This window comes from Pseudomonas sp. NEEL19, from assembly GCF_028751975.1.
Taxonomy (GTDB): Bacteria; Pseudomonadota; Gammaproteobacteria; order Pseudomonadales; family Pseudomonadaceae; genus Aquipseudomonas; species Aquipseudomonas juntendi.
Genome location: NZ_CP081491.1, coordinates 1,214,550 through 1,240,490 on the forward strand (window position 1 = coordinate 1,214,550; position 25,941 = coordinate 1,240,490).

The window sequence follows — 25,941 nt, forward strand, 5'->3', positions numbered from 1 at the left end:
AAACCAGTCGCGAAAGGGGCGCCAAGCGCCCCCAACATCTCAAGCCTGCTGCGCCTCGGCAGCCTTGTGAGCAGGCTTGGGCAGCGACGACAGCAGCGCCATCACCAGTGCCGCCACGTACGGCAACGACTGCACCAGCAGCATGGCCATCCAGAAGCGCATGTCCGAGCTCGGCAGCCCCTGCACCAGGTAGATACCCAGCGCTGCGCCCCACAACAGCAGCATGATGAACAGTTCCTCGCGCGCCTCGGCAATCGCCACCAGCAAACCATGGCTGTCGGCATGCTTTGGCGTGCGGATGAACGGCATGCTGCTGGTGAAGAACCCGTACAGCACCGCTTTGGCGATGGTATGCGACAGCGCCAGCCCCGCCAGCGCCGCCGCGAAGGCATCCTTCATGTTCACCCCCACCGCACGCCGGTAGAGGAACAGGATCTTGCCGACCTTGAAGAAGAACAGCGCCAGCGGCGGGATGGCGAAAATCATCAGTGGCGGGTCGACCCGGTGCGGCACGATGATCATCGCGGCCGACCACAGCAGCGCGCCGATGGTGAAGAAAATGTTCATGCCATCGGCGATCCAGGGCAGCCAGCCGGCCAGGAAGTGGTAGCGCTGGCCGCGCGTCAGCTGGCTACCCGTGCCGCGCAACAGGGCGCCGGCGTGGTGCTTGATGATCTGGATGGCACCGTATGCCCAGCGGAAGCGCTGTTTCTTGAAATCGATGAACGTGTCAGGCATCAAGCCTTGGCCATAACTGTTGTGGGCGTAAGCCGCCGACAGGCCTCTCTCGAACACGCGCAGGCCCAGTTCGGCGTCCTCGCAGATACACCACTCGGCCCAGCCCAGTTCTTGCAGCACGCTGCGCCGGGTCATGGTCATGGTGCCATGCTGGATGATCGCGTCACGGTCGTTGCGGGTGACCATGCCGATGTGGAAGAAGCCCTTGTATTCGCTGTAACACAGCTTCTTGAATGCCCTTTCGTGTTGGTCGCGGTAGTCCTGCGGCGACTGCACCACGGCAATTTTCGGGTCGGCGAAGTGCGGCACCATGTGCTTGAGCCAGTTGCGGTCGACGCAGTAGTCCGAGTCGATCACCGCGATCACTTCGGCGTCTGGCGCGGTGTGCGGGATCAGGTAGTTCAGCGCGCCGCCCTTGAAGCCAGCCAAGGGTGCGACGTGGAAGAACTTGAACCGTTCGCCCAGTTTCTCGCAATGGGCCTTGAGCGGTTCCCACACGGCCGGGTCCTTGGTGTTGTTGTCGATCACCAGCACTTCATAATCGGGGTAGTCCAGCGCGGCCAGGGCGTCGAGGGTCTGCTTGACCATTTCTGGCGGCTCGTTGTAGCACGGTACATGCACCGACACCTTGGGCCGGTAGGCGCTGTCGGCCTGTACTGGCAGAAACTCGCGGCGGCGCTTGTGGATCCACACCGCCTCGGCCAGTTCATGCGCCTCGGTGAGCAGCACGATGAACACCCCCAATGCGCCGAGCGCCAGCAACACGCCGACGGTCAGGCTGAACCAGGTGCTGTATTGCTGGCTGTAGTCGTAGGCGATCCACACCAGCACCGACCCGCACAGGAAGGTGATGAACGTCAGGAAGGTCCGGCCGCGTTGGCGCAAGGCCGAGCCGTCGATGAACAGCACCATCAGCGCGATCATGGCCAGCACCACCGACGCGACCGCCAGGGCGCGCCACTGCGGAATCGCCACCACGGGCCCCTCGAAATTGAACTTCTGCTGGCGCTCGGCGTTGTAAACGCCCCAGTAAGCGCCTACCGAGCCTTCGTCACTGGCCTTCCAGGGCTGGTCATAGGCTTCGATGACAAAGTAGTTGTAGCCACGGCGGTTGAGCGTGTTGACCAAGGTGCGCAGGTAGATGGCCTGATCGGCCTGGGTGGCATCGGCCCCCCCGCGCATGCGGCCATTGCTCGGCCAGCCGACCTCCGACAGCAACAGCGGCTTGCGCGGGAACTGCTGCTTCAGCTCGCGGGCACGGTCGAGCACGAACTCAACCGAGTCTTTCATCGGCACGAATTCCCAGTAAGGCAGGATGTGCGCGGCAATCAGGTCGACGTGCCTGGCCAGCTCCGGGTGTTCCTTCCAGATATGCCATTGCTCACTGGTGGTTACCGGGACCTTGACCGCGGCACGTACCCTGTCCAGGTACTTGATGAGGTTTTCCGGTGTCACTTCTTCGCGGAACAGCGCCTCGTTACCCACCACTACGCGCACCACGCTGCGCGAGGTATTGGCCAACTCGATGGCGGTGGCAATTTCCCGCTCGTTGCGTTCGAGGTCGGGGCTGATCCAGATGCCCAGTGTCACCCGCAGGCCGAACTCCTCGGCCAGCCGTGGGATGTCTGCCTGGGTGCCTTCCACGGTGTAGATGCGGATGCTGTCGGTCAGTTTGCTCAGTTGCTCCAGGTCCTGACGCATTTCTTCGTCACTGGGGTACTGGCCCTTTTGCGGGCTTTCACCCAGGCGGAACGGCGAATACGAGAAGCCAGAGATTTGTTCTGGCCAGGCGGGCGCGGAAACCGGGCGATTGATCAGCGCCCAGAAGCCGGTGAACAACGCAGCGATGGCCAGCACCACAACCAGGTTCAGGCCGAATTTACGTGAAGACATTGTCGTCCATTTCTGTCGAAGTGATAGGACATTAAAGCAGGGTTAGTAGTCCATTTCCTAACGGTGCAGGCCTTGGGCTCGCTGGCATATAATGCGCGCCGGTTTTTTGGGGTATGAACATGAGTACAGAAGATCCACGCTTCGCCGGCGTTGCCCGGCTGTACGGCGACCAAGGCCTGCAACGCCTGGGCCAGGCCCATGTGGCGATAGTCGGGATTGGCGGGGTGGGTTCGTGGGTGGCCGAAGCGCTGGCGCGCAGTGGCGTGGGCGAAATCACCCTGTTCGACCTGGACGATGTCTGCGTCAGCAACACCAACCGCCAGGCCCACGCCCTGGAAGGGCAGGTGGGGCGCCCCAAGGTCGAGGTCATGGCCGAGCGCCTGCGGGCGATCAACCCGGCCTGCACGGTGCATGCAGTCGCCGATTTCGTCACCCGCGACACCATGGTCGAGTACATCACCGAACACCTGGACTGCGTGATCGACTGCATCGACAGCGTCATGGCCAAGGCCGCGCTGATCGCCTGGTGCCGCCGGCGCAAGATCGCCATCGTCACCACCGGGGGGGCCGGCGGGCAGATCGACCCCACGCAGATCCAGATCGCCGACCTCAACAAGACCTTCAACGATCCGCTGGCCTCGCGGGTCCGCTCCACGTTGCGGCGTGACTACAACTTTTCGCGCAATGTCAGCCGCAACTATGGCGTGCCATGTGTGTTTTCCAGTGAGCAGCTGCGTTACCCCAAAGGCGATGGCAGCGTGTGCCTGCAGAAAAGCTTCGTTGGCGAAGGCGTGCGGCTGGATTGTGCCGGCGGCTTTGGCGCGGTGATGATGGTGACCGCCACCTTTGGCATGGTGGCAGCGAGCAAGGCGATAGAGAAACTGGTGGCCGGTGCGCGACGGCCATCGGAGCGGGTCAAGCCCGTGTAAATCCCTGTAGGAGCGGCCTCGTGTCGCGATGGGGCGCGCAGCGCCCCCAACGATGTTGGCCCCCACCCCAGTTAACGTTTGACCACCAGCTCTGCCATGCGCTGCAACACCGCATGCAGCCCGTTGCTGCGCGACGGCGACAGTTGGCGCTCCAGCCCCAGCTGGCTGAACCACCCCCGCAGGTCGAGCGCCAGCAGTTCACCGCTGGTCAAACCCTGCACCCGCACCAGCAACAATGCCAGCAGCCCGCGCAACAAACGGGCATCGCTAGCGGCCTTGAACCGCCATGCGCCATCGGCCTGCTCGGCCACCAGCCACACCAGGCTTTCGCAACCGTGCACCCGGTTGGCCTCGGTTTTTTCGCTGGCAGCCAGCGGCTCCAGCCGGTCGCCCCATTGCATCAGCAAGCGAGCACGCTGTTCCCAGCCCTTGCCCTGTTCGAACGCGGCCAGCGCCTGTAGCGCCTGTTCCGGCAGGCTCATCGCAACAACTCCAGGCCTTGGTCCAGCGCGTCGAAGAAGCGCTGCAGGTCGCTGCTGTCGTTGTACAAGCCCAACGACACACGGATCGCACCCTCCAGGCCCAGCCCCTTCAGCAGCGGCATGGCGCAGTGGTGCCCGGCACGCACGGCAATGCCCTGCTCGGTGAGCAGGTGGGCGATATCGGCATTGTGCACGCCCTCGATGACGAAGCTGGCCAGCGCCGCCTGTGGCGTGCCCAGCACCCGGATACCCTCGCGGTCGGCCAGGCCGCGCAGCAGTTGCTGATGCAGGCTGGTTTCGTGGGCGGCGACCGCGTGGCTATCGAGGCTGGCCAGGTAGGCAAGGGTCGCGCCCAGGCCGATCACCCCGGCAATGGGCGGGGTGCCCGCCTCGAAACCCAACGGCGCCGGGCGGAAGCTGGCGCTATGGTAGTCGGCGAGCTGCACCATCTCACCGCCAAACTGCCAATGGCGCAGCAGCTCGAAGGCCTGGCTGCGGCCGTAGAGCACGCCGACACCGTCCGGGCCATACAGCTTGTGGCTGGAAAACACATAGAAGTCGCAGCCCAGCTGCTGCACATCATGACGCCCATGGACCACGCCTTGGGCGCCGTCGACCACGGTCACCGCACCTTGCGCACGGGCATGGGCCAGCAGGGCAGGCAAGGGCTGCCAGGTGCCCAGCACGTTGGACAACTGGCTGACGGCCAGTACCCGGGTGCGTGGGCCTACCAACTGCAGGGCCTGGTCCAGGTCGATGTGGCCGTGAATGTCCAGCGGCAGTACCACCAGGCGCAGGTCGTGCCGCTGCGCCAGTTGCTGCCAGGGCAGCAGGTTGGCATGGTGCTCCAGCGCGCTGACGGCAATTTCGTCGCCCGCCTCGAAGCGGTGCTCCAGGCCATAGGCCAGCAGGTTCAACGCCGAAGTGGCGCCATGGGTAAACACGATTTGCCGGGGATCGGCGGCGTTGAGCCAGGCGGCCACCTTGTTGCGGCTGGTTTCGAAAGCCTGGGTCGCCAGTGCACCGGGCAAGTGCTGGGCGCGGTGCACGTTGGCCGCGCCATGGGCGTAGTAATGGCCCAGGGCATCCAGCAAGGCTTGCGGCTTCTGGGTGGTGGCGGCGCTGTCCAGGTAGGTCTGGTGCTGCCGTTGCAGGGCGTCGATGGCGGGGAAATCGGCACGCCAGGGGGAGGGCTGGAACATGATCGCGGGGCCTGGAATGAAAAACGGGTCTGGCGTGTTGGCGCCAGACCCGATGTTAACACCTCAAACCGTGCAAGGTTCTCAGTTGTGGGCGTGCAATGCTTCGTTCAGCTCAATGGCCGACTTGTGGGTCTTGCATTCCACTGCGCCGTTCAGCGAGTTGCGGCGGAACAGCAGGTCGGTCTGGCCTGCCAGGTCACGCGCCTTGACCACCTTGACCAGTTCGTTGTTCTCGTCCAGCAGGTTCACCTTGGTGCCGGCAGTGATGTACAGGCCCGCTTCGACGGTGTTGCGGTCACCCAGCGGGATACCGATACCGGCGTTGGCGCCGATCAGGCAGCCTTCGCCGACCTTGATGACGATGTTGCCGCCACCGGACAGGGTGCCCATGGTCGAGCATCCGCCGCCCAGGTCCGAGCCCTTGCCGACGAATACGCCAGCGGAAACCCGGCCTTCGATCATGCCCGGGCCTTCGGTGCCAGCGTTAAAGTTGACGAAGCCTTCGTGCATGATGGTGGTGCCTTCGCCAATGTAGGCGCCCAGGCGCACACGGGCGGTGTCGGCGATACGCACGCCGGCCGGGACCACGTAGTCGGTCATTTTCGGGAACTTGTCCACCGAGAACACTTCCAGCAACTCGCCTTTGAGGCGTGCTTCGAGTTGCAGTTCGGCCAGTTCGCTCAGGTCGACCGCGCCCTGGTTGGTCCAGGCCACGTTCGGCAGCAGCGGGAAGATGCCGGCCAGGCTTACGCCGTGTGGCTTGACCAGGCGGTGCGACAGCAGGTGCAGCTTGAGGTACGCCTCTGGGGTCGAAGCCAGCGCAGCGTCTTCGGCCAGCAGGGTGGCGACCAGCGGCTTGTGGCTTTCGGCCAGGCGGGTCAGCAGCGCGGCCTGGGCGGCATCCACGCCTTTCACCGCTTCGGCCAGTTGGGCGGCCTGGGCGTTGCTGAAGGCGATGGCCTGGTTGCCACCCTGGTAACCAAGAACAGGCGCGACTGCGGCGACCAGTTCGGCGCTTGGGTTGAGCAGGGGTTGTGCGTAGAACACTTCCAGCCAGGCGCCCTGGCGGTTCTGGGAGCCGACACCGAAGGCCAGGCTGAACAGGGTATTGGACATGTGATTACCTCGTGCGAAATAGGGTAGGGGCTCAGGCGAAGGCTGCGGCGTACAGGTCAGGCTTGAAGCCGACCAACGTGCGCGCGCCAAGGTCGAGCACCGGGCGCTTGATCATCGACGGCTGGGCCAGCATCAGCTCGACGGCCTTGGCCTGGTCGAGGTCTGCCTTGCTGGCGTCGTCCAGCTTGCGGAACGTGGTGCCGGCACGGTTGAGGATGACTTCCCAGCCGTGTTCGTCGCACCAGCGGTTCAGGCTGTCACGGTCGATACCTTGGGTCTTGTAGTCGTGGAATTCGTAGGCGATGGACTGGTCTTCGAGCCAGGTACGCGCTTTTTTCATGGTGTCGCAGGCTTTGATACCGTAGAGCGTGTAGGTCATTGTGTGCATTGGGGATCACAGGTTGCCCCAACCTCTCCGTTTTTCGATTTCAGTCGCGGGATTATGCGGGAACGGAGATGTGAGCGCCACGGGTGTGCTTGTCTTGGGTTTTGCGGGCGCCGCAGATGTGCAGGTCTTGGGTCTTGCATCGCTTATGAGATCGAGCGCCGCGCGGGCGGCGCTCGATCTCACAGGCGCTGCAAGACTCACGGCAGGCCCAACCACCCAACCGAAGTATCATCATGTTACATATTCATCCGCCACCTGCGACTATCGTGCAGCGGCCCCGGTTCGCCGATCGCCGCTAACATATTGTTTCAATGGCGATGTTTCGCCCTGTTGTCGTTTCTGGTTCATAAAGGAAGCCTTACCGGATGCAGTCCGCCTACACCGTCCTCATCCTGTTGACCTTGGTCAGCCTGTCGAAACTGGTCGGTCGCCTGATTCCGCTGCCCTTGCCGCTGGTGCAGATCGCCGCTGGCGCCTTGCTGGCGTGGCCGACCCTGGGCCTGCATGTGGCGCTGGACCCCGAGCTGTTCCTGTTCCTGTTCCTGCCGCCACTGCTGTTCGCCGATGGCTGGCGGATTCCCAAGCGCGAACTGTGGCGCCTTCGAGGGCCGGTGGTGGCGCTGGCGGTAGGGCTGGTGCTGTTCACTGTGGTCGGGGCCGGTTACTTCATTCACTGGCTGATGCCCAGCATCCCGCTGCCGGTGGCCTTCGCCTTGGCCGCCGTGTTGTCGCCGACCGACGCCGTTGCCGTATCGGCCATTACCCAGGACCGCCTGCCCACCCCGCTGATGCATATGCTGCAGGGCGAGGCGCTGATGAACGACGCCTCCGGCCTGGTGACCTTCAAGTTCGCCCTGGCGGCGGCAATCACCGGGGCCTTCTCGCTGGCCGACGCCAGCTTCAGCTTCGTGCTGGTAGCACTGGGGGGCCTGGCAGTGGGCGTGGCCCTGAGCTGGCTGATCGGCCGCCTGCGCATGTGGATGATCACCCGGGGCTGGGACGACCCTGCGACCCATGTCGTGTTCATGCTGCTGTTGCCGTTCGCGGCTTATGTACTGGCCGAGCGGCTGGGCGTGTCGGGCATTTTGTCGGCAGTGGCCGCTGGCATGATGCAGAGCTGGCTCGACCTGCTGCCACGCCAGACCAGCACCCGCCTGCTCAACCGCAGCGTCTGGTCGCTGCTGGAGTTCGCCTTCAATGGCCTGATTTTCCTGCTACTGGGCCTGCAGTTACCGGACATCATCAAGGCTGTGGTCAGCCACGAAACCACCGTGTGGCCGACCCTGGCCTACCGCTGCCTGGATGTGCTGGCGATTTTTGCCGCGCTGATCCTGCTGCGTTTCATCTGGGTGCAGAGTATCTGGCGCGCGATCGGCGTGCTGCGCCGCTGGCGCGGTAAGCCGGCGCTGGTGCTGGTGCCTACGGCGCGCTCCTGCTGGCTGCTGACCTTCGGCGGCGTGCGGGGTGCAGTGACCCTGGCGGGTGTGATGTCGGTGCCATTGCTGATGGGGGCAGGCAAGGCGTTCCCGGAACGGGACCTGCTGATTTTCATCGCGGCAGGGGTGATCCTGCTATCGCTGGTCAGCGCCTGTATCGCCTTGCCGCTGTTGCTGCGCGGGGTGACCAAAAGCGCCGACGAGCGCTTGCAACAGGAGGTGCAGGAAGCCTGGCGGCGCACGGCAGAAGCGGCGATCCATGCCTTGGAGGCGGAGGAAGTGATCGACAGCAATGCGCCGCAGGATGCAGACCAGGCAACCATGGCCACGGAACTGAAGGCGCGCCTGATGGCGGAGTACCGGGATGAGCTGGACAGTTATAACGACACGGCCGAAGCCAAGGCGCTGGCCGAGCAGATGGATTTGCTGGAGCGCCGCTTGCGCCTGCGGGCGCTAAGGGCGCAGCGGCTGGAGCTGTACAACCTGCATCGTCAGCACGAGGTAGGCGATGAAGTGGTGCGGCAGGTGCTGGGCGAGCTGGACATGAGTGAGGCGAATCTGGGCCAGGTCAAATAAAGCGCTGGGGCTGCCTTGCAGCACCAGGTCTCTCACCTACCCCGGTAGGCGCAACTGTCTTTCTGCAAATTTGAAAAGCCTGCGCGATTCATTGTGGGAGCGGGCTTGCCCGCGAAGTAGGCGACGCGGTGTCTGGCACCGGCTGCGCCGGTGTTCGCGGGCATGCCCGCTCCCACAGGGGGGCTGCGCTGGCTTGGAGTTGCCGCCGTACTTGCAGGAGCAACTGTCTTTCTCAAAATTTGAAAAGCCTGCGCGATTCACCTGTGGGAGCGGGCAAGCCCGCGAAGCAGGGGACGCGGTGTCTGGCACCGGCTGCGCCGGTGTTCGCGGGCATGCCCGCTCCCACAGGGGGCCTGCGCTGGCTTGGAGTTGCCGCCGTACTTGCAGGAGCAACTGTCTTTCTCAAATTTTGAAAAGCCTGCGCGATTCGTTGTGGGAGCGGGCAAGCCCGCGAAGCAGGCGACGCGGTGTCTAGCACCGGCTGCGCCGGTGTTCGCGGGCACGCCCGCTCCCACAGGAACCGCGTACAAACCGCCCCCCGATCCTGTCAGCGGCTTTGCAGAAACGCGCGAATGCGCTCGGCAGCCTCGATGCACTCGGCCAGCGGTGCAACCAAGGCCATGCGGACACGCCCGGCCCCCGGGTTCACACCATCCACTTCCCGCGAAAGGTAAGACCCCGGCACCACCGTCACATGCTGGGCTGCGAACAGGTCACGGGTGAACTCGGCATCGTCGCCAGGCACCTTGGCCCACAGGTAGAAGCTGCCGTCCGGGCGCTGTACGTCCAGTACCGGCTGCAGGATCTCCAGCACGGCATCGTATTTGGCGCGGTACTGGTCGCGGTTTTCGCGCACATGCGCTTCATCCTGCCAGGCGGCGATGCTCGCCAGTTGGGTTTGCACCGGCATGGCGCAGCCGTGGTAGGTACGGTACAGCAGGAATGGCTTGATGATGTCGGCGTCGCCGGCAACGAAGCCCGAGCGCAGGCCCGGCAGGTTGGAGCGCTTGGACAGGCTGTGGAAGACCACGCAACGTTTGAAGTCGCTGCGGCCCAGCTCCGCGCAAGCGCTCAACAGGCCAGGCGGCGGGGCGTCTTCGTCGAAGTACAGTTCGCTGTAGCACTCATCGGCGGCGATCACGAAGTCATGCTCGTCGGCCAGGGCAATCAGCGTTTTCAGGGTGTCCATGGGCACCAGCGCCCCGGTCGGGTTGCCCGGCGAGCACAGGAACAGGATCTGGCAGCGCTGCCATACATCGGCCGGCACGGCGTCGAAGTCCGGGTTGAAGCCATTGGCTTCCAGGCACGGCAGGTAGTGTGGGGTAGCACCGGCCAGCAGGGCTGCGCCTTCATAGATCTGGTAGAACGGGTTCGGGCTGACCACCAGGCCGTCATCGGCGCAGTTGACCACGGCCTGGGTGAAGGCGAACAGCGCCTCGCGGGTGCCATTGACCGGCAGGATATGACGGTCGGCGTCGAGCCAGCCGGTGGGCACGCCAAACCGCTGCTCGCACCACTGGCCAATAGCCTGGCGCAGCGCCGGCAGGCCGAGGGTGCTGGGATAGACAGCCAGCTTGTCGAGGTTGTCGGCCATGGCCTGGGCGACGAACGCCGGCGATTCGTGCTTCGGCTCACCGATCGACAGGGCGATGGCGCGTTTGTCCGCCGCAGGCTTCACGGTGCCCAGCAGGGCGCGGAGCTTTTCGAACGGGTAGGGCTGAAGCTGGGTCAAGGCATGGTTCATCGGCGCAAGGTCTCGTCAATCGTCTAATCGTTAAATGGTCAGGCGGCTCGGGCTGGTGTCGCTGCCTTGGCCGGCCTGCAGCTGCTGCACGATAGCTTCCTGCAGGCGGCTGCACAGTTGCGGGTCGGACAGCGGCTGGTTGTCGGCATCGGTGATGAAGAACACGTCTTCGACCCGTTCGCCGAGGGTGGCGATCTTGGCGTTCTGCAGTGACAGGTCGAACTCCAGGAAAATCCGCCCCAGCCGGGCCAGCAGGCCAGGGCGGTCGGGGGCGGTGATCTCGAGAATGGTCACCGGCCGTTGGGCATCGTTGAGGATGGTCACCTGTGGCGGGAAGTCGAAGTGCTTGAGCTGGCGGGGCACCCGGCGCTGAATGATGGTCGGGTAGTTCTCGGGGTTGCGCAAGGCTTCGCTCAGGCCGTCGCGAATCTGCCGCACCCGTTGCGGGTTGTCGCCAATCGAGCCGCCGTCGTTGTCCAGCACGATGTAGGTGTCGAGCGTGAACTGGCTGCTGGAGGTGATGATCCGCGCGTCGTGAATGTTCAGGTTCAGCTGCGACATGGCCGCTACCGTCACCGCAAAGAAGTCGTGCTGGTCCGGGGCGTAGATGAAGATCTGCGTGCCACCCTCGAACTCGCGCTGGGTGGTTTCCTTGATCAGCACCAGAGGGCCGCCATCGGCGGGCTGCTGCAGGATCGCATCACTGTGCCAGGCCACGTCGGCCGCAGTGTGCTTGAGGAAGTAGTCATCGCCCAGCTGCGACCACAATTGTTCGACGTCGTCCGGGTCGGTGCCCTCGCGCACCAGGATGTCCAGGGCGGCAGACTGGGTTTGGCGAATCTGCTCTTCGCGGTCCAGCGGGTTTTCCAGGCCGCGGCGCAAGGCCCGCTTGGTCTCGGTGTAAAGCTGGCGCAACAGGCTGGCGCGCCACGAGTTCCACAAGCTGGGGTTGGTGGCATTGATATCGGCCACGGTCAGCACGTACAGGTAGTCCAGGCGCGTTTCGTCGCCGACGTGCAGGGCGAAGTCGTTGATCACCTGCGGGTCGGACAGGTCCTTGCGCTGGGCGGTGGTAGACATCACCAGGTGGTTGAGCACCAGCCAGACGATCAGCCGGCTGTCCCAGGCGGGCAGTTGGTGGCGTTCGCAGAACTTCTGCGCGTCTACCGCACCGAGCTCCGAGTGGTCACCGTGGCGGCCCTTGCCGATGTCGTGGTACAGGCCGGCCAGGTAGATCAGCTCGGGTTTGGGCAGGCGCCCCATGAGCTTGCTGGCCAGCGGAAACTTCTCGGACACCGGTGTGTACTGCAGCTTGCGCAGGTGCTTGATGAGGTTGAGGGTGTGCGCATCCACGGTATAGATGTGGAACAGGTCGTGCTGCATCTGCCCGACGATCAGGCCGAACTCGGGCAGGTAACGCCCCAGGATGCCGTAGCGGTTCATTCGGCGCAGGTTGCGGTGTATGCCGATCTCGCACTTGAACAGCTCTATGAACAGGCTGGTATTGCGGATGTCGGTGCGGAACGTGTCGTCGATCAGGTGCCGGTGTTCGCGCAGCAGGCGCACGGTATCGGCGCGTACACCCTTGATCTCCGGGTGCTGGGCCATCAGCACGAACATCTCCAGCATGGCGAACGGCGTGCGCTTGAATACGTTCGGCCGGGTGGCCTCGATATAGCCGTCATGCAGGCGGAAGCGCGCATTCAGCGGCTGGGTGCTGCCACTGTCCTCGTCGGCGAGGATGACCTCCTCGAAGTGCTGGATGATCAGGTCGCACAGCTGGCTGATGCTCATCACCACTCGGTAGTACTGGGTCATGAACTGCTCGATCGCCCGCTTGGGGTTCTCGTCGTGGTAGCCCAGCAGTTCGGCCAGGCTGCGCTGGTGGTCGAACAGCAGGCGGTCTTCGGCGCGGCCGGCCAGCATGTGCAGGGCGTAACGCACCTTCCATAGAAAGTCCTGCGACGAGGCCAGCAGTTCGTTCTCGCTTTCCAGCAGGAAGCCTTCGCCAGCCAGTGCGAGCAGGTTCAAGGTGCCGTATTGGCGGCGCGCCACCCACAGTACGGTCTGGATATCGCGCAGGCCGCCAGGGGACCCTTTGACGTTGGGTTCCAGGTTGTACTCGGTGTCGTTGTACTTGTGGTGGCGGGCCTTGAGTTCGGCGCGCTTGGCCAGGAAGAACTCCTTGCTCGGCCACATGTGCGCGGTGCTGGTCACGTCCAGCATGCGTTGGCGCAACGGCTCCGGGCCGGCAATGGTGCGGCTTTCCATCAGGTTGGTGATCACCGTGAGGTCGGCGCGGGCCTGTTCGGCACACTCGTCCACGGTACGCACGCTCTGGCCGACTTCCAGGCCTATGTCCCACAGCAGGGTCAGAAACCGTTCGATGGCATCGCGGTACTGTTCATGCTCGGCAGCGCCCAGGAGGATCAGCAGGTCGATGTCCGAATGCGGGTGCAGTTCACCGCGCCCGTAGCCACCCACCGCAACCAGAGCGATGCCGCTGTGGTCCCCCCAGTTGAACTGGTTCCAGGCCTGTTGCAGGATATTGTCGACCAGCCAGGCACGGGCCTCGATCAGCGGGCGAATGTCGCCGCCGGCGCGAAAACGCTTGTCGAGCACCTCGCCGGCCAGGCGGATGGCTTTCTTGAAAGCGGCGATAGGGCTCGCCTTGAGGGCCAGTTCCGCCTGGAACTGGCCGCGGTCGAACAGTTCGGGGTCCACCTGGGGCATCGCGTCACGTTCCTGTCGTGGGTTGGCCGGGATCAGGCCGAGGTGCGCGGGATCGTATCGTCCTTGCGCAGGGTGAAGATCTCGTAGCCGGTCGCAGTCACTACCAGGGTGTGCTCCCACTGGGCCGAGAGCTTGCGGTCCTTGGTGATGGCGGTCCAGCCGTCGCCCAGCACCTTGGTGTCGGCCTTGCCCTGGTTGATCATGGGTTCGATGGTGAAGGTCATGCCTTCCTTCAGTTCCATGCCCGTGCCTGCGCGGCCGTAGTGGAGGATCTGCGGTTCTTCGTGGAACACCTTGCCGATACCGTGGCCGCAGAATTCACGCACCACCGAGAAGCCGTTCTTTTCGGCGTGCTTCTGGATCACTTCACCGATGTCGCCCAGGCGGCACCCCGGCTTGACCAGTTCAATGGCCTTGTACATGCATTCCTGGGTCACCTTGGACAGGCGCTCGGCCCATGCCGGCACGGTGCCGACATGGAACATGCGGCTGGTATCGCCGTGGTAGCCGTCCTTGATCACGGTGACGTCGATGTTCAGCGTGTCACCGTCCTTGAGCGGCTTGTCGTTGGGGATGCCGTGGCAGACCACATGGTTGATCGAGGTGCAGATTGACTTCGGGTAGCCTTTGTAGTTGAGCGGCGCCGGGATGGCCTGCTGAACATTGACGATGTAGTCGTGGCACAGGCGGTCCAGCGCTTCGGTGGTGACGCCGGGCTTGACGTGTTCCTCGATCATTTCCAGCACTTCGGCGGCCAGGCGGCCAGCGATGCGCATCTTTTCGATGTCTTCTGCGGTCTTGATGGTAACGGTCATTACAGGCTCTCTACGGCGCCGTGCACGGCGCGAACAAACGGGAAAGGGCTTATTCTATCAGAGCGTCAGGCTGCAAGCTGCACTTGCCACTTGCAGCTGTTTTTCCCCCGGGTTCCGTTTGCTCGCGGTCTGTGGTATAACATGCGCCGCTTTCGGGCACGACCCCGTCAGCATTTAACCCACACACGTGTCGACACGATGACCTGGGTGCCCCGAGTTGCAGAATTCGCGGGTTGGTCATTGGGATACGTGGAGGCCCAACCCGACTTATCAAGGAACTATCATGTCCCAAGTCAATATGCGCGATATGCTGAAGGCCGGTGTGCACTTCGGCCACCAGACCCGTTACTGGAACCCGAAAATGGGCAAGTACATTTTCGGCGCGCGTAACAAGATCCACATCGTCAACCTGGAAAAAACCCTGCCAATGTTCAACGACGCTCTGTCGTTCGTAGAGCGCCTGGCCCAGGGCAAGAACAAGATCCTGTTCGTCGGCACCAAGCGTTCCGCCGGCAAGATCGTCGCCGAGCAAGCTGCTCGTTGCGGTTCGCCATACGTTGACCACCGTTGGTTGGGCGGCATGCTGACCAACTACAAAACCATCCGCGCCTCGATCAAACGTCTGCGCGACCTGGAAACCCAGGCCGAAGATGGCACTTTCGCCAAGCTGACCAAGAAAGAAGCCCTGATGCGCTCCCGCGACCTGGAAAAACTGGATCGCAGCCTGGGCGGCATCAAGGACATGGGTGGTCTGCCAGACGCTCTGTTCGTTATCGACGTTGATCACGAGCGCATCGCGATCACCGAAGCCAACAAACTGGGTATCCCGGTTATCGGCGTTGTCGATACCAACAGCAGCCCGGAAGGTGTTGACTACATCATCCCAGGTAACGATGACGCCATTCGCGCTATCGAGCTGTACATGACTTCGATGGCTGACGCCGTCATCCGCGGCCGCAACAACGTTGCCGGCGGCACTGAAGTCTACGCTGAAGAAGCGGCTGCACCTGCTGCTGAGTAATAGGCGCTAGCGTCTACTTGGCACGCGAAAAGGGGGCTCTGCCCCCTTTTTGCCACCTTGAAATCCTGCTGTCAGCATCGGCCCCGCATCATGGGCCTGCTGGAACACAAGCAGCGGATTTGCAGAATTTAACGCCCGTGACCAACGGGTGGAATGGTTGAAAAACTTTCCAAGAGGATTTTGAAATGGCAGCAATTACTGCAGCGCTGGTCAAAGAACTGCGCGAGCGTACCGGCGAAGGCATGATGGATTGCAAAAAGGCCCTGGAAAAGGCCGGCGGCGACATCGAAAAAGCCATTGACGACATGCGTGCCTCGGGCGCCATCAAGGCCGCCAAAAAGGCTGGCAACGTCGCTGCTGAAGGCGCTATCGCGGTCAAGACCGACGGTAAATCCGCCGTTCTGCTGGAAGTGAACTCGCAGACCGACTTCCTGGCCCTGCAAGACGACTTCAAGAACTTCGTTGCTGAAAGCCTCGAAGAAGCCTTCGCCCAGAAGCTGACCGACGCTGCGCCGCTGATCGCTTCGCGTGAAGCTGCTCGTGAAGCCCTGGTCGCCAAGTGCGGCGAGAACGTCAACATCCGCCGCCTGGTGCGCGTTGAGGGTGACGTTGTCGGTGCCTACCTGCACGGCAACAAGATCGGTGCCGTTGTTGTCCTGAACGGCGGCGACGTCGAGCTGGCCAAGAACATCGCCATGCACGTGGCTGCGTCGAACCCTGAGTTCCTGGATTCGTCGGAAATCTCCGCCGAGGCCATCGAGCGTGAGAAGGGCGTGTTCCTGCAGCTGAACGCTGACAAGATCGCCGGCAAGCCAGAGAACATCGTTGAGAACATGATCAACGGCCGTATCACCAAGTTCAAGGCTGAAGCCTCGCTGAAAGAGCAGGCTTTCGTCATGAACCCGGAAGTCAAAGTTGGCGAGCTGGCCAAGAAAGCCGGTGCTGAAATCGTTTCCTTCACCTACTTCAAAGTAGGCGAGGGCATCGAGAAGCCAGTCGACGACTTCGCTGCTGAAGTTGCCGCTCAGGTAGCTGCTGCCAAGCAGTAAGACAGCCCCGTCTGTCGCCCCAAAGAGGCTGCCCGCTCACGCGCGCAGCCTCTTTGTCAAAGCGGGAGCGGTTTACAGAAACCGCTGCTCGCGGACGCAACCGTTGCGTCACGTTACAGTTACAAGCAGGCTCAAGCAGCCCGCCAGAATTTTACAAACGCCGCAGGAGAGATTCGCAATGGCTCAGCAGGGCAGTGGTCATCAGGCTCGCTATAAACGCATTCTACTCAAACTTAGCGGCGAGGCCCTGATGGGCTCGGAAGAGTTCGGGATCGACCCCAAGGTCCTGGATCGCATGGCGCTGGAAGTCGGCCAACTGGTCGGTATCGGTGTTCAGGTAGGCCTGGTGATCGGTGGTGGCAACCTGTTCCGTGGCGCGGCGCTCAGTGCAGCCGGCATGGACCGTGTTACCGGCGACCACATGGGGATGCTGGCCACCGTGATGAATGCCCTGGCCATGCGCGACGCGCTGGAGCGGGCGAACATCACTGCCATCGTCATGTCGGCGATCTCCATGGTGGGTGTCACCGATCATTACGACCGTCGCAAAGCCATGCGTCACCTCAACGCCAAGGAAGTCGTGATTTTCGCCGCCGGTACTGGCAACCCGTTCTTCACCACCGACTCTGCCGCTTGCCTGCGCGCCATCGAAATCGATGCCGACGTGGTATTGAAGGCAACCAAGGTCGATGGTGTATACACTGCAGATCCATTCAAAGACCCGCATGCCGAGAAGTTCGATCATCTGACCTACGATGAAGTGCTGGATCGCAAGCTGGGGGTAATGGATCTCACGGCAATCTGCCTGTGCCGCGACCACAAGATGCCGCTGCGCGTCTTCAACATGAACAAGCCCGGCGCCTTGCTGAACATCGTGCATGGCGGCGCGGAAGGAACTCTGATCGAGGAAGTCCAGAAATGATCAACGACATCAAGAAAGACGCGCAGGAGCGCATGACCAAGTCCCTCGAGGCCCTGGCTCGCAACCTGGCGGCCATCCGTACGGGTCGCGCTCACCCAAGCATCCTGGATACCGTCAGGGTCACTGCGTGGGGCAGCGAGATGCCGCTGAACCAGGTGGCTGCAATCACCGTCGAAGATGCCCGCACGCTGAAGATCGTCGCCCACGACAAGAACCTCAGCGCGGCTATCGAAAAAGCCATCCTCACCTCTGACCTGGGCCTGAACCCGTCCAGCGCCGGTACCACCATTCGCGTGCCGATGCCGGCCCTGACCGAGGAAACCCGCAAGGGCTATACCAAGCAGGCCAGCGCTGTTGCCGAAGACGCCAAGGTAGCCGTGCGCAACGTGCGCCGCGACGCCCTGGCCGACCTGAAGAAGCTGACCAAGGACAAGGAAATCAGCGAAGACGAAGAGCGTCGCGCCGCTGATGACATCCAGAAGCTGACCGACAAGTTCGTTGCCGAGGTCGATGCTGCCTTCAAGGCCAAGGAAAAGGACCTGATGGCCGTCTGAGGCCGGGGTTTTTTAATGGAAAAGACCAAGCCAGCGGTGCCGTCCTCGGTGCCGCGTCATGTCGCGATCATCATGGACGGCAACAACCGCTGGGCAAAAAAACGCCTGCTGCCCGGCGTTGCCGGGCACAAGGCGGGTGTCGACGCCGTTCGCGCGGTCATCGAAGTCTGTGCCCAGTCCGGGGTCGAGGTGCTGACCCTGTTCGCCTTCTCCAGTGAAAACTGGCAGCGCCCGGCCGAAGAAGTCGGTGCGCTGATGGAACTGTTCTTCTCGGCCCTGCGCCGTGAGGCCAAGCGCCTCAACGAAAACAATATCAGCCTGCGCATCATCGGTGACCGCTCGCGGTTCCACCCGGAGCTGCAGGCTGCCATGCGTGAGGCCGAGGCGCTGACCGCCGGCAACAACCGCTTCATCCTGCAAATCGCTGCCAACTACGGCGGCCAGTGGGACATTGCCCAGGCCGCGCAACGGCTGGCGCGGGAAGTGCAAGCCGGGCACCTGCGCCCGGACGACATCACCCCTGGCCTGCTGCAGACGTGCCTGGCAACCGGTGAACTGCCGTTACCGGACCTGTGCATCCGCACCGGTGGCGAGCATCGCATCAGCAATTTCCTGCTGTGGCAGCTGGCATATGCCGAGCTGTATTTCTCCGACCTGTACTGGCCGGACTTCAAACACGAGGCCATGCGTAATGCCCTGGCCGATTTCGCTTCGCGCCAGCGCCGCTTCGGTAAGACCAGCGAGCAGGTCGAGGCTGGAGCTCGTGCTTAATGCTTAAACAACGCATCATTACCGCGCTGATCCTGCTGCCGATTGCGCTGGGTGGTTTCTTCCTGCTCAACGGTGGGGATTTTGCCCTGTTCATCGGCTTCGTAGTGACCCTCGGTGCCTGGGAGTGGGCGCGCCTGGCCGGCCTGATGGCCCAGCCACTGCGCATTGCCTACGCCTTGGTGGTGGCCGGGGCGCTGATGCTGCTGTACATCCTGCCGGAACTGGCCCCCTGGGTGCTCGGCGCCGCAGTGATCTGGTGGGGGTTGGCGACCTGGCTGGTGCTGACCTATCCACGCAGCAGCGAGTTGTGGGCCAGTGCTGCCTGCCGGCTGCTGATAGGGCTGCTGGTGTTGCTGCCCGCCTGGCAGGGGTTGGTGCTGCTCAAGCACTGGCCGCTGGGCAACTGGCTGATTCTCTCGGTCATGGTGCTGGTGTGGGCTGCCGACATCGGCGCTTACTTCTCTGGCCGTGCATTCGGCAAGCGCAAGCTGGCCCCGCAGGTCAGCCCCGGCAAGAGCTGGGAAGGCGTGTATGGCGGCCTGGCGGTCAGCTTGCTGATCACCCTGGGGGTGGGCATAAGCCGCGACTGGGGCGTTGGTCAGGTGCTGCTGGGCTTGCTGGGTGCTGCGCTGCTGGTGATGGCCTCGGTGGTCGGTGACCTGACCGAGAGCATGTTCAAGCGCCGCTCCGGCATCAAGGACAGCAGCAACCTGCTTCCCGGCCACGGCGGTGTGCTCGACCGCATCGACAGCCTGACGGCGGCGATCCCGATCTTTGCCGTGTTGTTGTGGGCTGCCGAATGGGGTGTCATGTGACTCGCCCGCAACGTATCACCGTGCTCGGTGCCACCGGCTCCATCGGCCTGAGCACCCTGGACGTGATTGCCCGGCACCCTGATCGCTACCAGGCGTTCGCCCTCAGTGGCTATTCGCGTGTGGACGAACTACTGGCCCTGTGCGTGCGCCACCGCCCGGCGTTCGCCGTGGTGCCGAGCAGTGAAGCGGCCATGCGGTTGCGTGCAGGTCTGGCGGCGGCCGGTTGTGCAACCGAGGTGCTCGAAGGCGACGCCGGGCTGTGCCAGGTGGCATCGGCAAGCGAAGTGGACGCCGTGATGGCGGCGATCGTCGGGGCTGCCGGCTTGCGGCCCACCTTGGCAGCTGTCGAGGCGGGCAAGAAGGTCCTGCTGGCAAACAAGGAAGCGCTGGTGATGTCGGGGGCCCTGTTCATGGACGCCGTGCGGCGCCATGGCGCCGTGCTGCTGCCGATCGACAGCGAGCACAACGCTATCTTCCAGTGCATGCCTGGCGACTATGCCCGTGGTCTGAGTGCGGTGGGGGTGCGGCGGATCCTGCTGACGGCTTCCGGTGGCCCGTTCCGTGAAACGCCCGTCGAAGCGCTGATGGGGGTGACCCCGGAGCAAGCCTGTGCGCACCCTAACTGGTCGATGGGGCGCAAGATCTCCGTGGATTCGGCCAGCATGATGAATAAAGGGCTGGAACTGATCGAAGCCTGTTGGCTGTTCGATGCTGCGCCGGCCAAGGTCGAAGTGGTGGTGCACCCGCAGAGCGTGATCCACTCGCTGGTCGACTACGTGGATGGCTCGGTCCTTGCCCAGCTGGGCAACCCGGACATGCGCACCCCGATCGCCAACGCCCTGGCCTGGCCCGAGCGGATCGACTCCGGGGTGGCGCCGCTGGACCTGTTCGCCGTCGCCCGTCTGGATTTCCAGGCGCCCGACGAACAACGCTTCCCTTGCCTGCGCCTCGCGCGGCAGGCTGCCGAAGCCGGCAACAGTGCCCCCGCCGTGCTCAATGCCGCCAACGAAGTGGCGGTGCAAGCATTTCTCGAGCGGCGTATTCGCTTCCCGGAGATCGCGGGTATGATCGAACAGGTACTCGAGCAGGAACCTGTGGTGCCCCTGCCTTCCCTGGACGCGGTGTTCGCCGCCGACCAGCGGGCCCGGGAGCTTTCCCGGGAGTGGCTGCGCCGCCACGGCCGCTGATGCAGGCTCGCTACGGTGCGTGAGGGGGCAGGGTATTGCCCCGCCCCGCTGAATATCATTCGGAGATGGACATGACAGCGCTCTACATGATTATCGGCACCCTCGTGGCCCTGGGGGTGCTGGTGACCTTTCATGAATTCGGCCACTTCTGGGTCGCGCGCCGCTGTGGCGTGAAGGTGCTGCGTTTTTCGGTGGGCTTCGGCACGCCGCTGCTGCGCTGGCATGACCGCCATGGCACCGAGTTCGTCGTGGCGGCGATCCCGCTGGGCGGCTACGTGAAGATGCTCGACGAGCGCGAAGGTGATGTGCCGCCGGCGTTGCTCGGCCAGTCGTTCAACCGCAAGCCGGTAGGCCAGCGTATCGCCATTGTCGCGGCCGGCCCGATCGCCAATTTCCTGCTGGCAATCGTCTTCTTCTGGCTGCTGGCGATGCTGGGTACCCAACAGGTTCGTCCGGTCATTGGTAGCGTCGATGCCGGTAGCCTGGCGGCGTCCGCCGGGCTGGCCGCAGGTCAGGAAATCGTCTCTGTGGACGGCAAGCCGACCAGCGGTTGGGCGGCGGTCAACCTGCAGCTGGTGCGGCGCCTGGGCGAGAGCGGCACCTTACAGGTTGGCGTGCGCGACGATGGCGCCAGTGCCGAGCGCCAGTTGCAGGTCAAGCTGGACAGCTGGTTGAAGGGCGCCGATGAGCCAGACCCGATCCAGTCCCTTGGGCTGCACCCATGGCGCCCGGCGATTGCGCCGGTGCTGGCCGAGATCGACCCGAAAGGGCCGGCTGCCGCTGCGGGCCTAAAGAGCGGTGACAAGCTGCTGGCGGTCGACGGCGTTGCCGTGACCGAATGGCAGCAGGTGGTCGACAGTGTACGTGCCCGGCCGGATGCCAAGGTGCAGGTCCGCGTGGAGCGCGACGGTGCTGCCCTCGACGTGCCGGTGGTCCTGGCCCACAAGGGCGAGGGCGAGGCCGTTGCCGGGTACCTGGGCGCCGGGGTCAAAGGTGGCGAATGGCCTGCCAGCATGCTTCGCGAAGTCAGCTATGGCCCGCTGGAGGCGGTGGGCGAGGGCTTGTCGCGCACCTGGAACATGAGTGTCCTTACCCTCGAATCGCTGAAGAAAATGCTGTTCGGGGAGCTCTCGGTAAAAAACTTGAGTGGACCGATAACCATTGCTAAAGTGGCGGGCGCTTCAGCCCAGTCCGGCATCGGGGATTTCCTGAATTTCCTCGCCTACCTGAGCATAAGCCTGGGGGTTCTTAACCTGCTGCCCATCCCGGTACTCGATGGGGGGCATTTGCTGTTTTATCTGGTCGAGTGGGCGCGCGGTCGTCCGCTGTCGGATCGGGTGCAAGGTTGGGGGGTCCAGATCGGTATCAGTTTGGTCATAGGGGTGATGTTGCTCGCCCTGATCAACGATCTGGGTCGACTATAAAGCTTCGCTCAATTGCGAACCCGCCGTTTTTTCACGGCGGGTTGTTTATTGCCAGTTGGAATAAAAGGACTTCATGAAACGTCTGCTGCTAACTGCGGTCATGTCCGCACTGATGATCGCTGAAGTTCACGCCGAGTCCTTCACCATCTCCGATATTCGCGTCAACGGCCTGCAGCGGGTATCCGCCGGCAGCGTGTTCGGTGCCTTGCCGCTGAACGTCGGTGACCAGGCTGATGACCGCCGCCTGGTGGACTCGACCCGTTCCCTGTTCAAGACCGGGTTCTTCCAGGACATCCAGTTGAACCGCGATGGCAATGTGCTGATCATCAACGTGGTCGAGCGCCCGTCGGTGTCGAGCATCGAGATCGAAGGCAACAAGGCGATCAGCACCGATGACCTGATGAAAGGCCTGAAGCAATCCGGCCTGGCCGAAGGCGAGATCTTCCAGCGTGCCACCCTTGAAGGCGTGCGTAACGAACTGCAGCGCCAGTACGTGGCCCAGGGCCGCTACTCGGCCGAGGTCGACGCCGAGGTGGTGCCGCAGCCGCGCAACCGCGTGGCACTGAAGATCAAGATCAACGAAGGCACGGTCGCGGCCATCCAGCACATCAACATCGTCGGCAACAACGTGTTCGACGACGATACCCTGGGCCAGTTGTTCGAGCTGAAAACCACCAACTGGCTGTCGTTCTTCAAGAACGACGACAAGTACGCCCGCGAAAAGCTGTCCGGTGACCTTGAGCGCCTGCGTTCCTACTACCTGGACCGCGGCTACATCAACATGGACATCGCCTCGACCCAGGTGTCGATCACGCCAGACAAGAAGCACGTCTACATCACCGTCAACATCAACGAAGGCGAGAAGTACACCGTTCGCGACGTGAAGCTGTCCGGTGACCTCAAGGTGCCGGAAGACCAGGTCAAGTCGCTGCTGCTGGTGCAGCCTGGCCAGGTATTCTCGCGCAAGGTGATGACCACCACGTCCGAGCTGATCACCCGCCGCCTGGGCAACGAGGGCTATACCTTCGCCAACGTCAACGGCGTGCCACAGCCGAACGAACAGGACCACACGGTAGACATCATGTTCGTGGTCGACCCGGGCAAGCGTGCCTACGTCAACCGCATCAACTACCGCGGTAACACCAAGACCGAAGACGAAGTGCTGCGTCGCGAAATGCGCCAGATGGAAGGCGGGTGGGCGTCGACCTACCTGATCGACCAGTCCAAGACCCGCCTCGAGCGCCTGGGCTTCTTCAAGGAAGTGAACGTCGAGACCCCACCGGTGCCGGGCACCGATGACCAGGTCGATGTCAACTACAGCGTAGAGGAGCAAGCCTCCGGTTCGATCACCGCCAGCGTCGGTTTCGCCCAGAGCGCGGGCCTGATCCTGGGTGGTTCGATCAGCCAGAGCAACTTCCTCGGCACCGGTAACAAGGTGTCCATCGGCTTGACCCGTTCGGAATACCAGACCCGCTACAACTTTGGCTTCGTGGATCCCTACTTCACTGCCGACGGCGTGAGCCTGGGCTACAACGCCTTCTACCGCAGCACCAACTACGATGACCTCGATGTCGACGTGGCCAGCTATGCGGTGGACAGCCTCGGTGCAGGTGTGAGCCTGGGCTACCCGATCAGCGAAACCTCGCGCCTGACCTACGGCCTGAGCGTGCAGCAGGACAAGATCAAGACCGGCAAGTACACCGTTGACGAGATCTTCGACTTCCTCGACCAGGAAGGCGACAACTTCCTCAACTTCAAGGCATCGATCGGCTGGTCCGAGTCGACCTTGAACAAAGGTGTGCTGGCGACCCGTGGTCACTCGCAAAGCCTGACCCTGGAATCGACCATTCCGGGCAGCGACCTGTCGTTCTTCAAGCTCGACTACCGTGGCCAGCTGTTCCAGCCGATCACCAACGACTACACCCTGCGCCTGCACACCGAGCTGGGCTATGGTGATGGTTATGGCAGCACCTCCGGCCTGCCGTTCTACGAGAACTACTTCGCGGGTGGCTTCAACTCCGTCCGCGGCTTCAAGGACAGCAGCCTGGGCCCACGCAGTACCCCAAGCCGCGGTGAAGGCAACCCAGGTGGCAAGCCCGGTACCATCGCCGACCCGGATCAGGATCCGTTGCCGTTCGGTGGTAACGTGCTGGTGCAAGGTGGCGTCGAATTGCTGTTCCCGCTGCCATTCGTCAAGGACCAGCGTTCGCTGCGCACCTCCGTGTTCTGGGATGTGGGTAACGTGTTCGACACCAATTGCGGCAGCAAGCCTGATTGCGAGAAGGTCGGCTTCTCGGGCATGGCCAGTTCGGTCGGCCTGGGTGTGACCTGGATTACTGCACTGGGCCCGCTGAGCTTCAGCCTGGCAATGCCGGTCAAGAAGCCGGACGATGCCGATACCCAGGTGTTCCAATTCTCTCTGGGCCAGACCTTCTAAGGTCGGCCCTTGCTTAACGACAACGGTTTATCCAGGAGTGCATCGTGCGTAAATTGGCTCAACTGGCCGTAGTGGCCGCGGCGCTGGTCGCCACCCCGGCTTTCGCCGAAATGAAGGTTGCCGTGCTGAACTATCAGATGGCCCTGCTGGAATCGGACGCCGCCAAGAAGTACGCGGTGGATGCCGAGAAGAAATTCGGCCCGCAACTGACCAAGCTGAAAAGCCTGGAAAGCAGCGCCAAGGGTATCCAGGACCGGCTGATCAAGGGCGGCGACAAGATGCAGCAGCAGGAGCGTGAGCGCCTGGAGCTCGAGTTCAAGCAAAAAGCCCGCGACTTCCAGTTCCAGTCCAAGGAGCTGAACGAAGCCAAGGCCGTTGCCGACCGTGACATGCTCAAGCAGCTGAAGCCGAAGCTGGATGGCGCTGTCGAGGAAGTGATCAAGAAAGGCGGTTACGACCTGGTTCTCGAGCGTGGCGCGGTTATCGATGTCAAACCTCAGTACGACATCACCCGCCAGGTCATCGAGCGCATGAACCAAGCCCGTTGATATGAGTGTGACCATGACGCTAGGCCAACTGGCCGAGGCCCTCGGTGCCACCCTGAAGGGGCCCGAGGCGCTGCAGATTACCGGGCTGGCCACCTTGCAAGAGGCTGGCCCCGGGCAGTTGACCTTCCTGGCCAACCCGCAATACCGCAAGTACCTGGATAACTGCCAGGCCGGCGCGGTGCTGCTCAAGGCTGCGGATGCCGAAAGCTTTGCCGGCAATGCCCTGGTCGTGGCCGACCCGTATCTGGCTTATGCGCGCATTTCCCACCTGTTCGATCCGAAACCCAAGGCTGTGGCGGGAATCCATCCCAGCGCCGTGGTGGCCGAGGATGCCCAGGTAGACGCCAGCGCCAGCATCGGGCCGTTCGCGGTCATCGAAAGTGGCGCCCGTATCGGCGCCAACGTGAGCATTGGTGCACATTGTTTCATTGGTGCCCGTTGCGTGGTGGGTGAAGGCGGCTGGCTGGCACCGAGGGTCACGTTGTATCACGACGTCACCATCGGCAAGCGCGTGGTCATTCAGTCGGGTGCGGTGATCGGCGGCGAGGGCTTTGGCTTCGCCAACGAGAAGGGCATCTGGCGCAAGATCGCCCAGATTGGCGGCGTTACCATCGGCGATGATGTGGAAATCGGCGTCAACACGGCGGTCGACCGTGGCGCGTTGTCGGACACGCGCATCGGCGATGGGGTCAAGCTGGATAACCAGATCCAGATCGCCCACAACGTGCAGATCGGCGACCACACCGCCATGGCTGCGTGTGTCGGTATTTCCGGCAGCACGCGCATTGGCAAGCACTGCATGCTGGCGGGTGGCGTGGGGCTGGTGGGGCACATTGATATTTGCGATAACGTATTCATTTCCGGAATGACCATGGTTACCCGCTCGATCACCGAGCCGGGCTCCTATTCTTCCGGTACGGCCATGCAGCCATTGGCTGACTGGCGCAAGAGCGCCGCGCGTATCCGCCACCTGGACGATATGGCCAAGCGCCTCCAGCAGCTGGAAAAACGCGTCGATACCGTGACCTCAGGTGGCCAGCCGGCATCAGAAGGCTGATACCATTCCCTGAGCAAGAGTGAACAGTCGCTAGCTGGCTCCTCTTTGGATTGCAAAAGGAGCGTGCGGTCAGCACCTGCGCTCCCTATTCTTATTACAGGCTT

Annotated in this window: 21 protein-coding genes; 13 read left to right on the plus strand and 8 right to left on the minus strand. The window is 62.9% G+C overall.

Features of this window, described 5'->3' with window-relative positions; all coding sequences use genetic code 11:
- Window positions 1-39 precede the first annotated feature (39 nt).
- The gene (locus K4A76_RS05475; RefSeq protein WP_274411706.1) at window positions 40-2,631 is read right to left on the minus strand and encodes a glycosyltransferase; all 2,592 of its coding nucleotides are present in this window, start codon (window positions 2,629-2,631) and stop codon (window positions 40-42) included.
- Between the two features lie 119 nt (window positions 2,632-2,750).
- Between K4A76_RS05475 and tcdA the strand changes: the two genes are divergently transcribed.
- Window positions 2,751-3,560, plus strand: coding sequence for a tRNA cyclic N6-threonylcarbamoyladenosine(37) synthase TcdA (tcdA, locus tag K4A76_RS05480; RefSeq protein WP_274411707.1), 810 nt, complete (start codon window positions 2,751-2,753; stop codon window positions 3,558-3,560).
- Window positions 3,561-3,631: 71 nt separating this feature from the next.
- Here tcdA and K4A76_RS05485 read toward each other — a convergent pair whose 3' ends face one another.
- From K4A76_RS05485 to K4A76_RS05500, 4 genes are all read right to left on the minus strand, one after another.
- The gene (locus K4A76_RS05485) at window positions 3,632-4,042 is read right to left on the minus strand and encodes a SufE family protein (protein WP_161891668.1); all 411 of its coding nucleotides are present in this window, start codon (window positions 4,040-4,042) and stop codon (window positions 3,632-3,634) included.
- Window positions 4,039-5,244, minus strand: coding sequence for a cysteine desulfurase (locus K4A76_RS05490; RefSeq protein WP_161891669.1), 1,206 nt, complete (start codon window positions 5,242-5,244; stop codon window positions 4,039-4,041). Before K4A76_RS05490 ends, K4A76_RS05485 begins: the two co-directional genes overlap by 4 nt.
- An 81-nt stretch (window positions 5,245-5,325) precedes the next feature.
- Window positions 5,326-6,360 carry a 2,3,4,5-tetrahydropyridine-2,6-dicarboxylate N-succinyltransferase gene (gene dapD, locus K4A76_RS05495; protein ID WP_009686960.1) on the minus strand — a complete coding sequence of 345 codons (1,035 nt, stop codon included), beginning with the start codon at window positions 6,358-6,360 and terminating at the stop codon, window positions 5,326-5,328.
- 31 nt (window positions 6,361-6,391) lie between these two features.
- On the minus strand, window positions 6,392-6,739 hold the full coding sequence (locus K4A76_RS05500; protein ID WP_054881204.1) for an ArsC family reductase: 348 nt from the start codon (window positions 6,737-6,739) through the stop codon (window positions 6,392-6,394).
- Between the two features lie 374 nt (window positions 6,740-7,113).
- On the opposite strand from K4A76_RS05500, the gene K4A76_RS05505 reads away from it, so the two are divergent.
- Window positions 7,114-8,760, plus strand: a complete 1,647-nt coding sequence (locus K4A76_RS05505; RefSeq protein ID WP_054890073.1) for a Na+/H+ antiporter — start codon at window positions 7,114-7,116, stop codon at window positions 8,758-8,760.
- A gap of 547 nt (window positions 8,761-9,307) precedes the next feature.
- Here the strand turns inward: K4A76_RS05505 and dapC are convergent.
- Genes dapC through map form a run of 3 tightly spaced genes read right to left on the minus strand, consistent with a single transcriptional unit; the run spans window position 9,308 to window position 14,052 of the window.
- On the minus strand, window positions 9,308-10,504 hold the full coding sequence (gene dapC / locus K4A76_RS05510) for a succinyldiaminopimelate transaminase (protein WP_274411708.1): 1,197 nt from the start codon (window positions 10,502-10,504) through the stop codon (window positions 9,308-9,310).
- A 30-nt stretch (window positions 10,505-10,534) separates the two neighbouring features.
- A complete protein-coding gene (locus K4A76_RS05515) occupies window positions 10,535-13,237 on the minus strand; it encodes a [protein-PII] uridylyltransferase (RefSeq protein ID WP_274411709.1) in 2,703 nt (900 codons plus the stop codon).
- Window positions 13,238-13,269: 32 nt separating this feature from the next.
- Window positions 13,270-14,052: a type I methionyl aminopeptidase gene (map, locus tag K4A76_RS05520; RefSeq protein ID WP_009686955.1), complete on the minus strand. Its 783-nt coding sequence runs from the start codon at window positions 14,050-14,052 to the stop codon at window positions 13,270-13,272.
- Between the two features lie 283 nt (window positions 14,053-14,335).
- On the opposite strand from map, the gene rpsB reads away from it, so the two are divergent.
- The 11 genes from rpsB (at window position 14,336) to lpxD (ending at window position 25,837) form a co-directional block, all read left to right on the plus strand.
- Window positions 14,336-15,073, plus strand: a complete 738-nt coding sequence (rpsB, locus tag K4A76_RS05525; protein ID WP_003252287.1) for a 30S ribosomal protein S2 — start codon at window positions 14,336-14,338, stop codon at window positions 15,071-15,073.
- Window positions 15,074-15,258: 185 nt separating this feature from the next.
- A complete protein-coding gene (tsf, locus tag K4A76_RS05530) occupies window positions 15,259-16,122 on the plus strand; it encodes a translation elongation factor Ts (RefSeq protein ID WP_009686951.1) in 864 nt (287 codons plus the stop codon).
- 178 nt (window positions 16,123-16,300) lie between these two features.
- The gene (gene pyrH, locus K4A76_RS05535) at window positions 16,301-17,044 is read left to right on the plus strand and encodes a UMP kinase (protein ID WP_009686950.1); all 744 of its coding nucleotides are present in this window, start codon (window positions 16,301-16,303) and stop codon (window positions 17,042-17,044) included.
- Window positions 17,041-17,598, plus strand: a complete 558-nt coding sequence (frr, locus tag K4A76_RS05540) for a ribosome recycling factor (RefSeq protein ID WP_029886984.1) — start codon at window positions 17,041-17,043, stop codon at window positions 17,596-17,598. The genes pyrH and frr overlap by 4 nt, the downstream gene beginning before the upstream one ends.
- Before the next feature lie 15 nt (window positions 17,599-17,613).
- On the plus strand, window positions 17,614-18,369 hold the full coding sequence (uppS, locus tag K4A76_RS05545) for a polyprenyl diphosphate synthase (protein WP_173887787.1): 756 nt from the start codon (window positions 17,614-17,616) through the stop codon (window positions 18,367-18,369).
- Window positions 18,369-19,184, plus strand: coding sequence for a phosphatidate cytidylyltransferase (locus K4A76_RS05550; RefSeq protein ID WP_029886983.1), 816 nt, complete (start codon window positions 18,369-18,371; stop codon window positions 19,182-19,184). The genes uppS and K4A76_RS05550 overlap by 1 nt, the downstream gene beginning before the upstream one ends.
- Window positions 19,181-20,371, plus strand: coding sequence for a 1-deoxy-D-xylulose-5-phosphate reductoisomerase (gene ispC, locus K4A76_RS05555; protein ID WP_029886982.1), 1,191 nt, complete (start codon window positions 19,181-19,183; stop codon window positions 20,369-20,371). The genes K4A76_RS05550 and ispC overlap by 4 nt, the downstream gene beginning before the upstream one ends.
- 71 nt (window positions 20,372-20,442) lie before the next feature.
- Complete coding sequence (gene rseP, locus K4A76_RS05560) at window positions 20,443-21,795, plus strand: RIP metalloprotease RseP (RefSeq protein ID WP_125920124.1); 1,353 nt, start codon at window positions 20,443-20,445, stop codon at window positions 21,793-21,795.
- Between the two features lie 73 nt (window positions 21,796-21,868).
- Window positions 21,869-24,232, plus strand: coding sequence for an outer membrane protein assembly factor BamA (gene bamA, locus K4A76_RS05565; RefSeq protein ID WP_009686943.1), 2,364 nt, complete (start codon window positions 21,869-21,871; stop codon window positions 24,230-24,232).
- Between the two features lie 44 nt (window positions 24,233-24,276).
- Window positions 24,277-24,780, plus strand: a complete 504-nt coding sequence (locus K4A76_RS05570) for an OmpH family outer membrane protein (RefSeq protein WP_003252311.1) — start codon at window positions 24,277-24,279, stop codon at window positions 24,778-24,780.
- Window position 24,781: 1 nt separating this feature from the next.
- Window positions 24,782-25,837: a UDP-3-O-(3-hydroxymyristoyl)glucosamine N-acyltransferase gene (lpxD, locus tag K4A76_RS05575; protein WP_009686942.1), complete on the plus strand. Its 1,056-nt coding sequence runs from the start codon at window positions 24,782-24,784 to the stop codon at window positions 25,835-25,837.
- The last annotated feature ends 104 nt before the right edge of the window (window positions 25,838-25,941 follow it).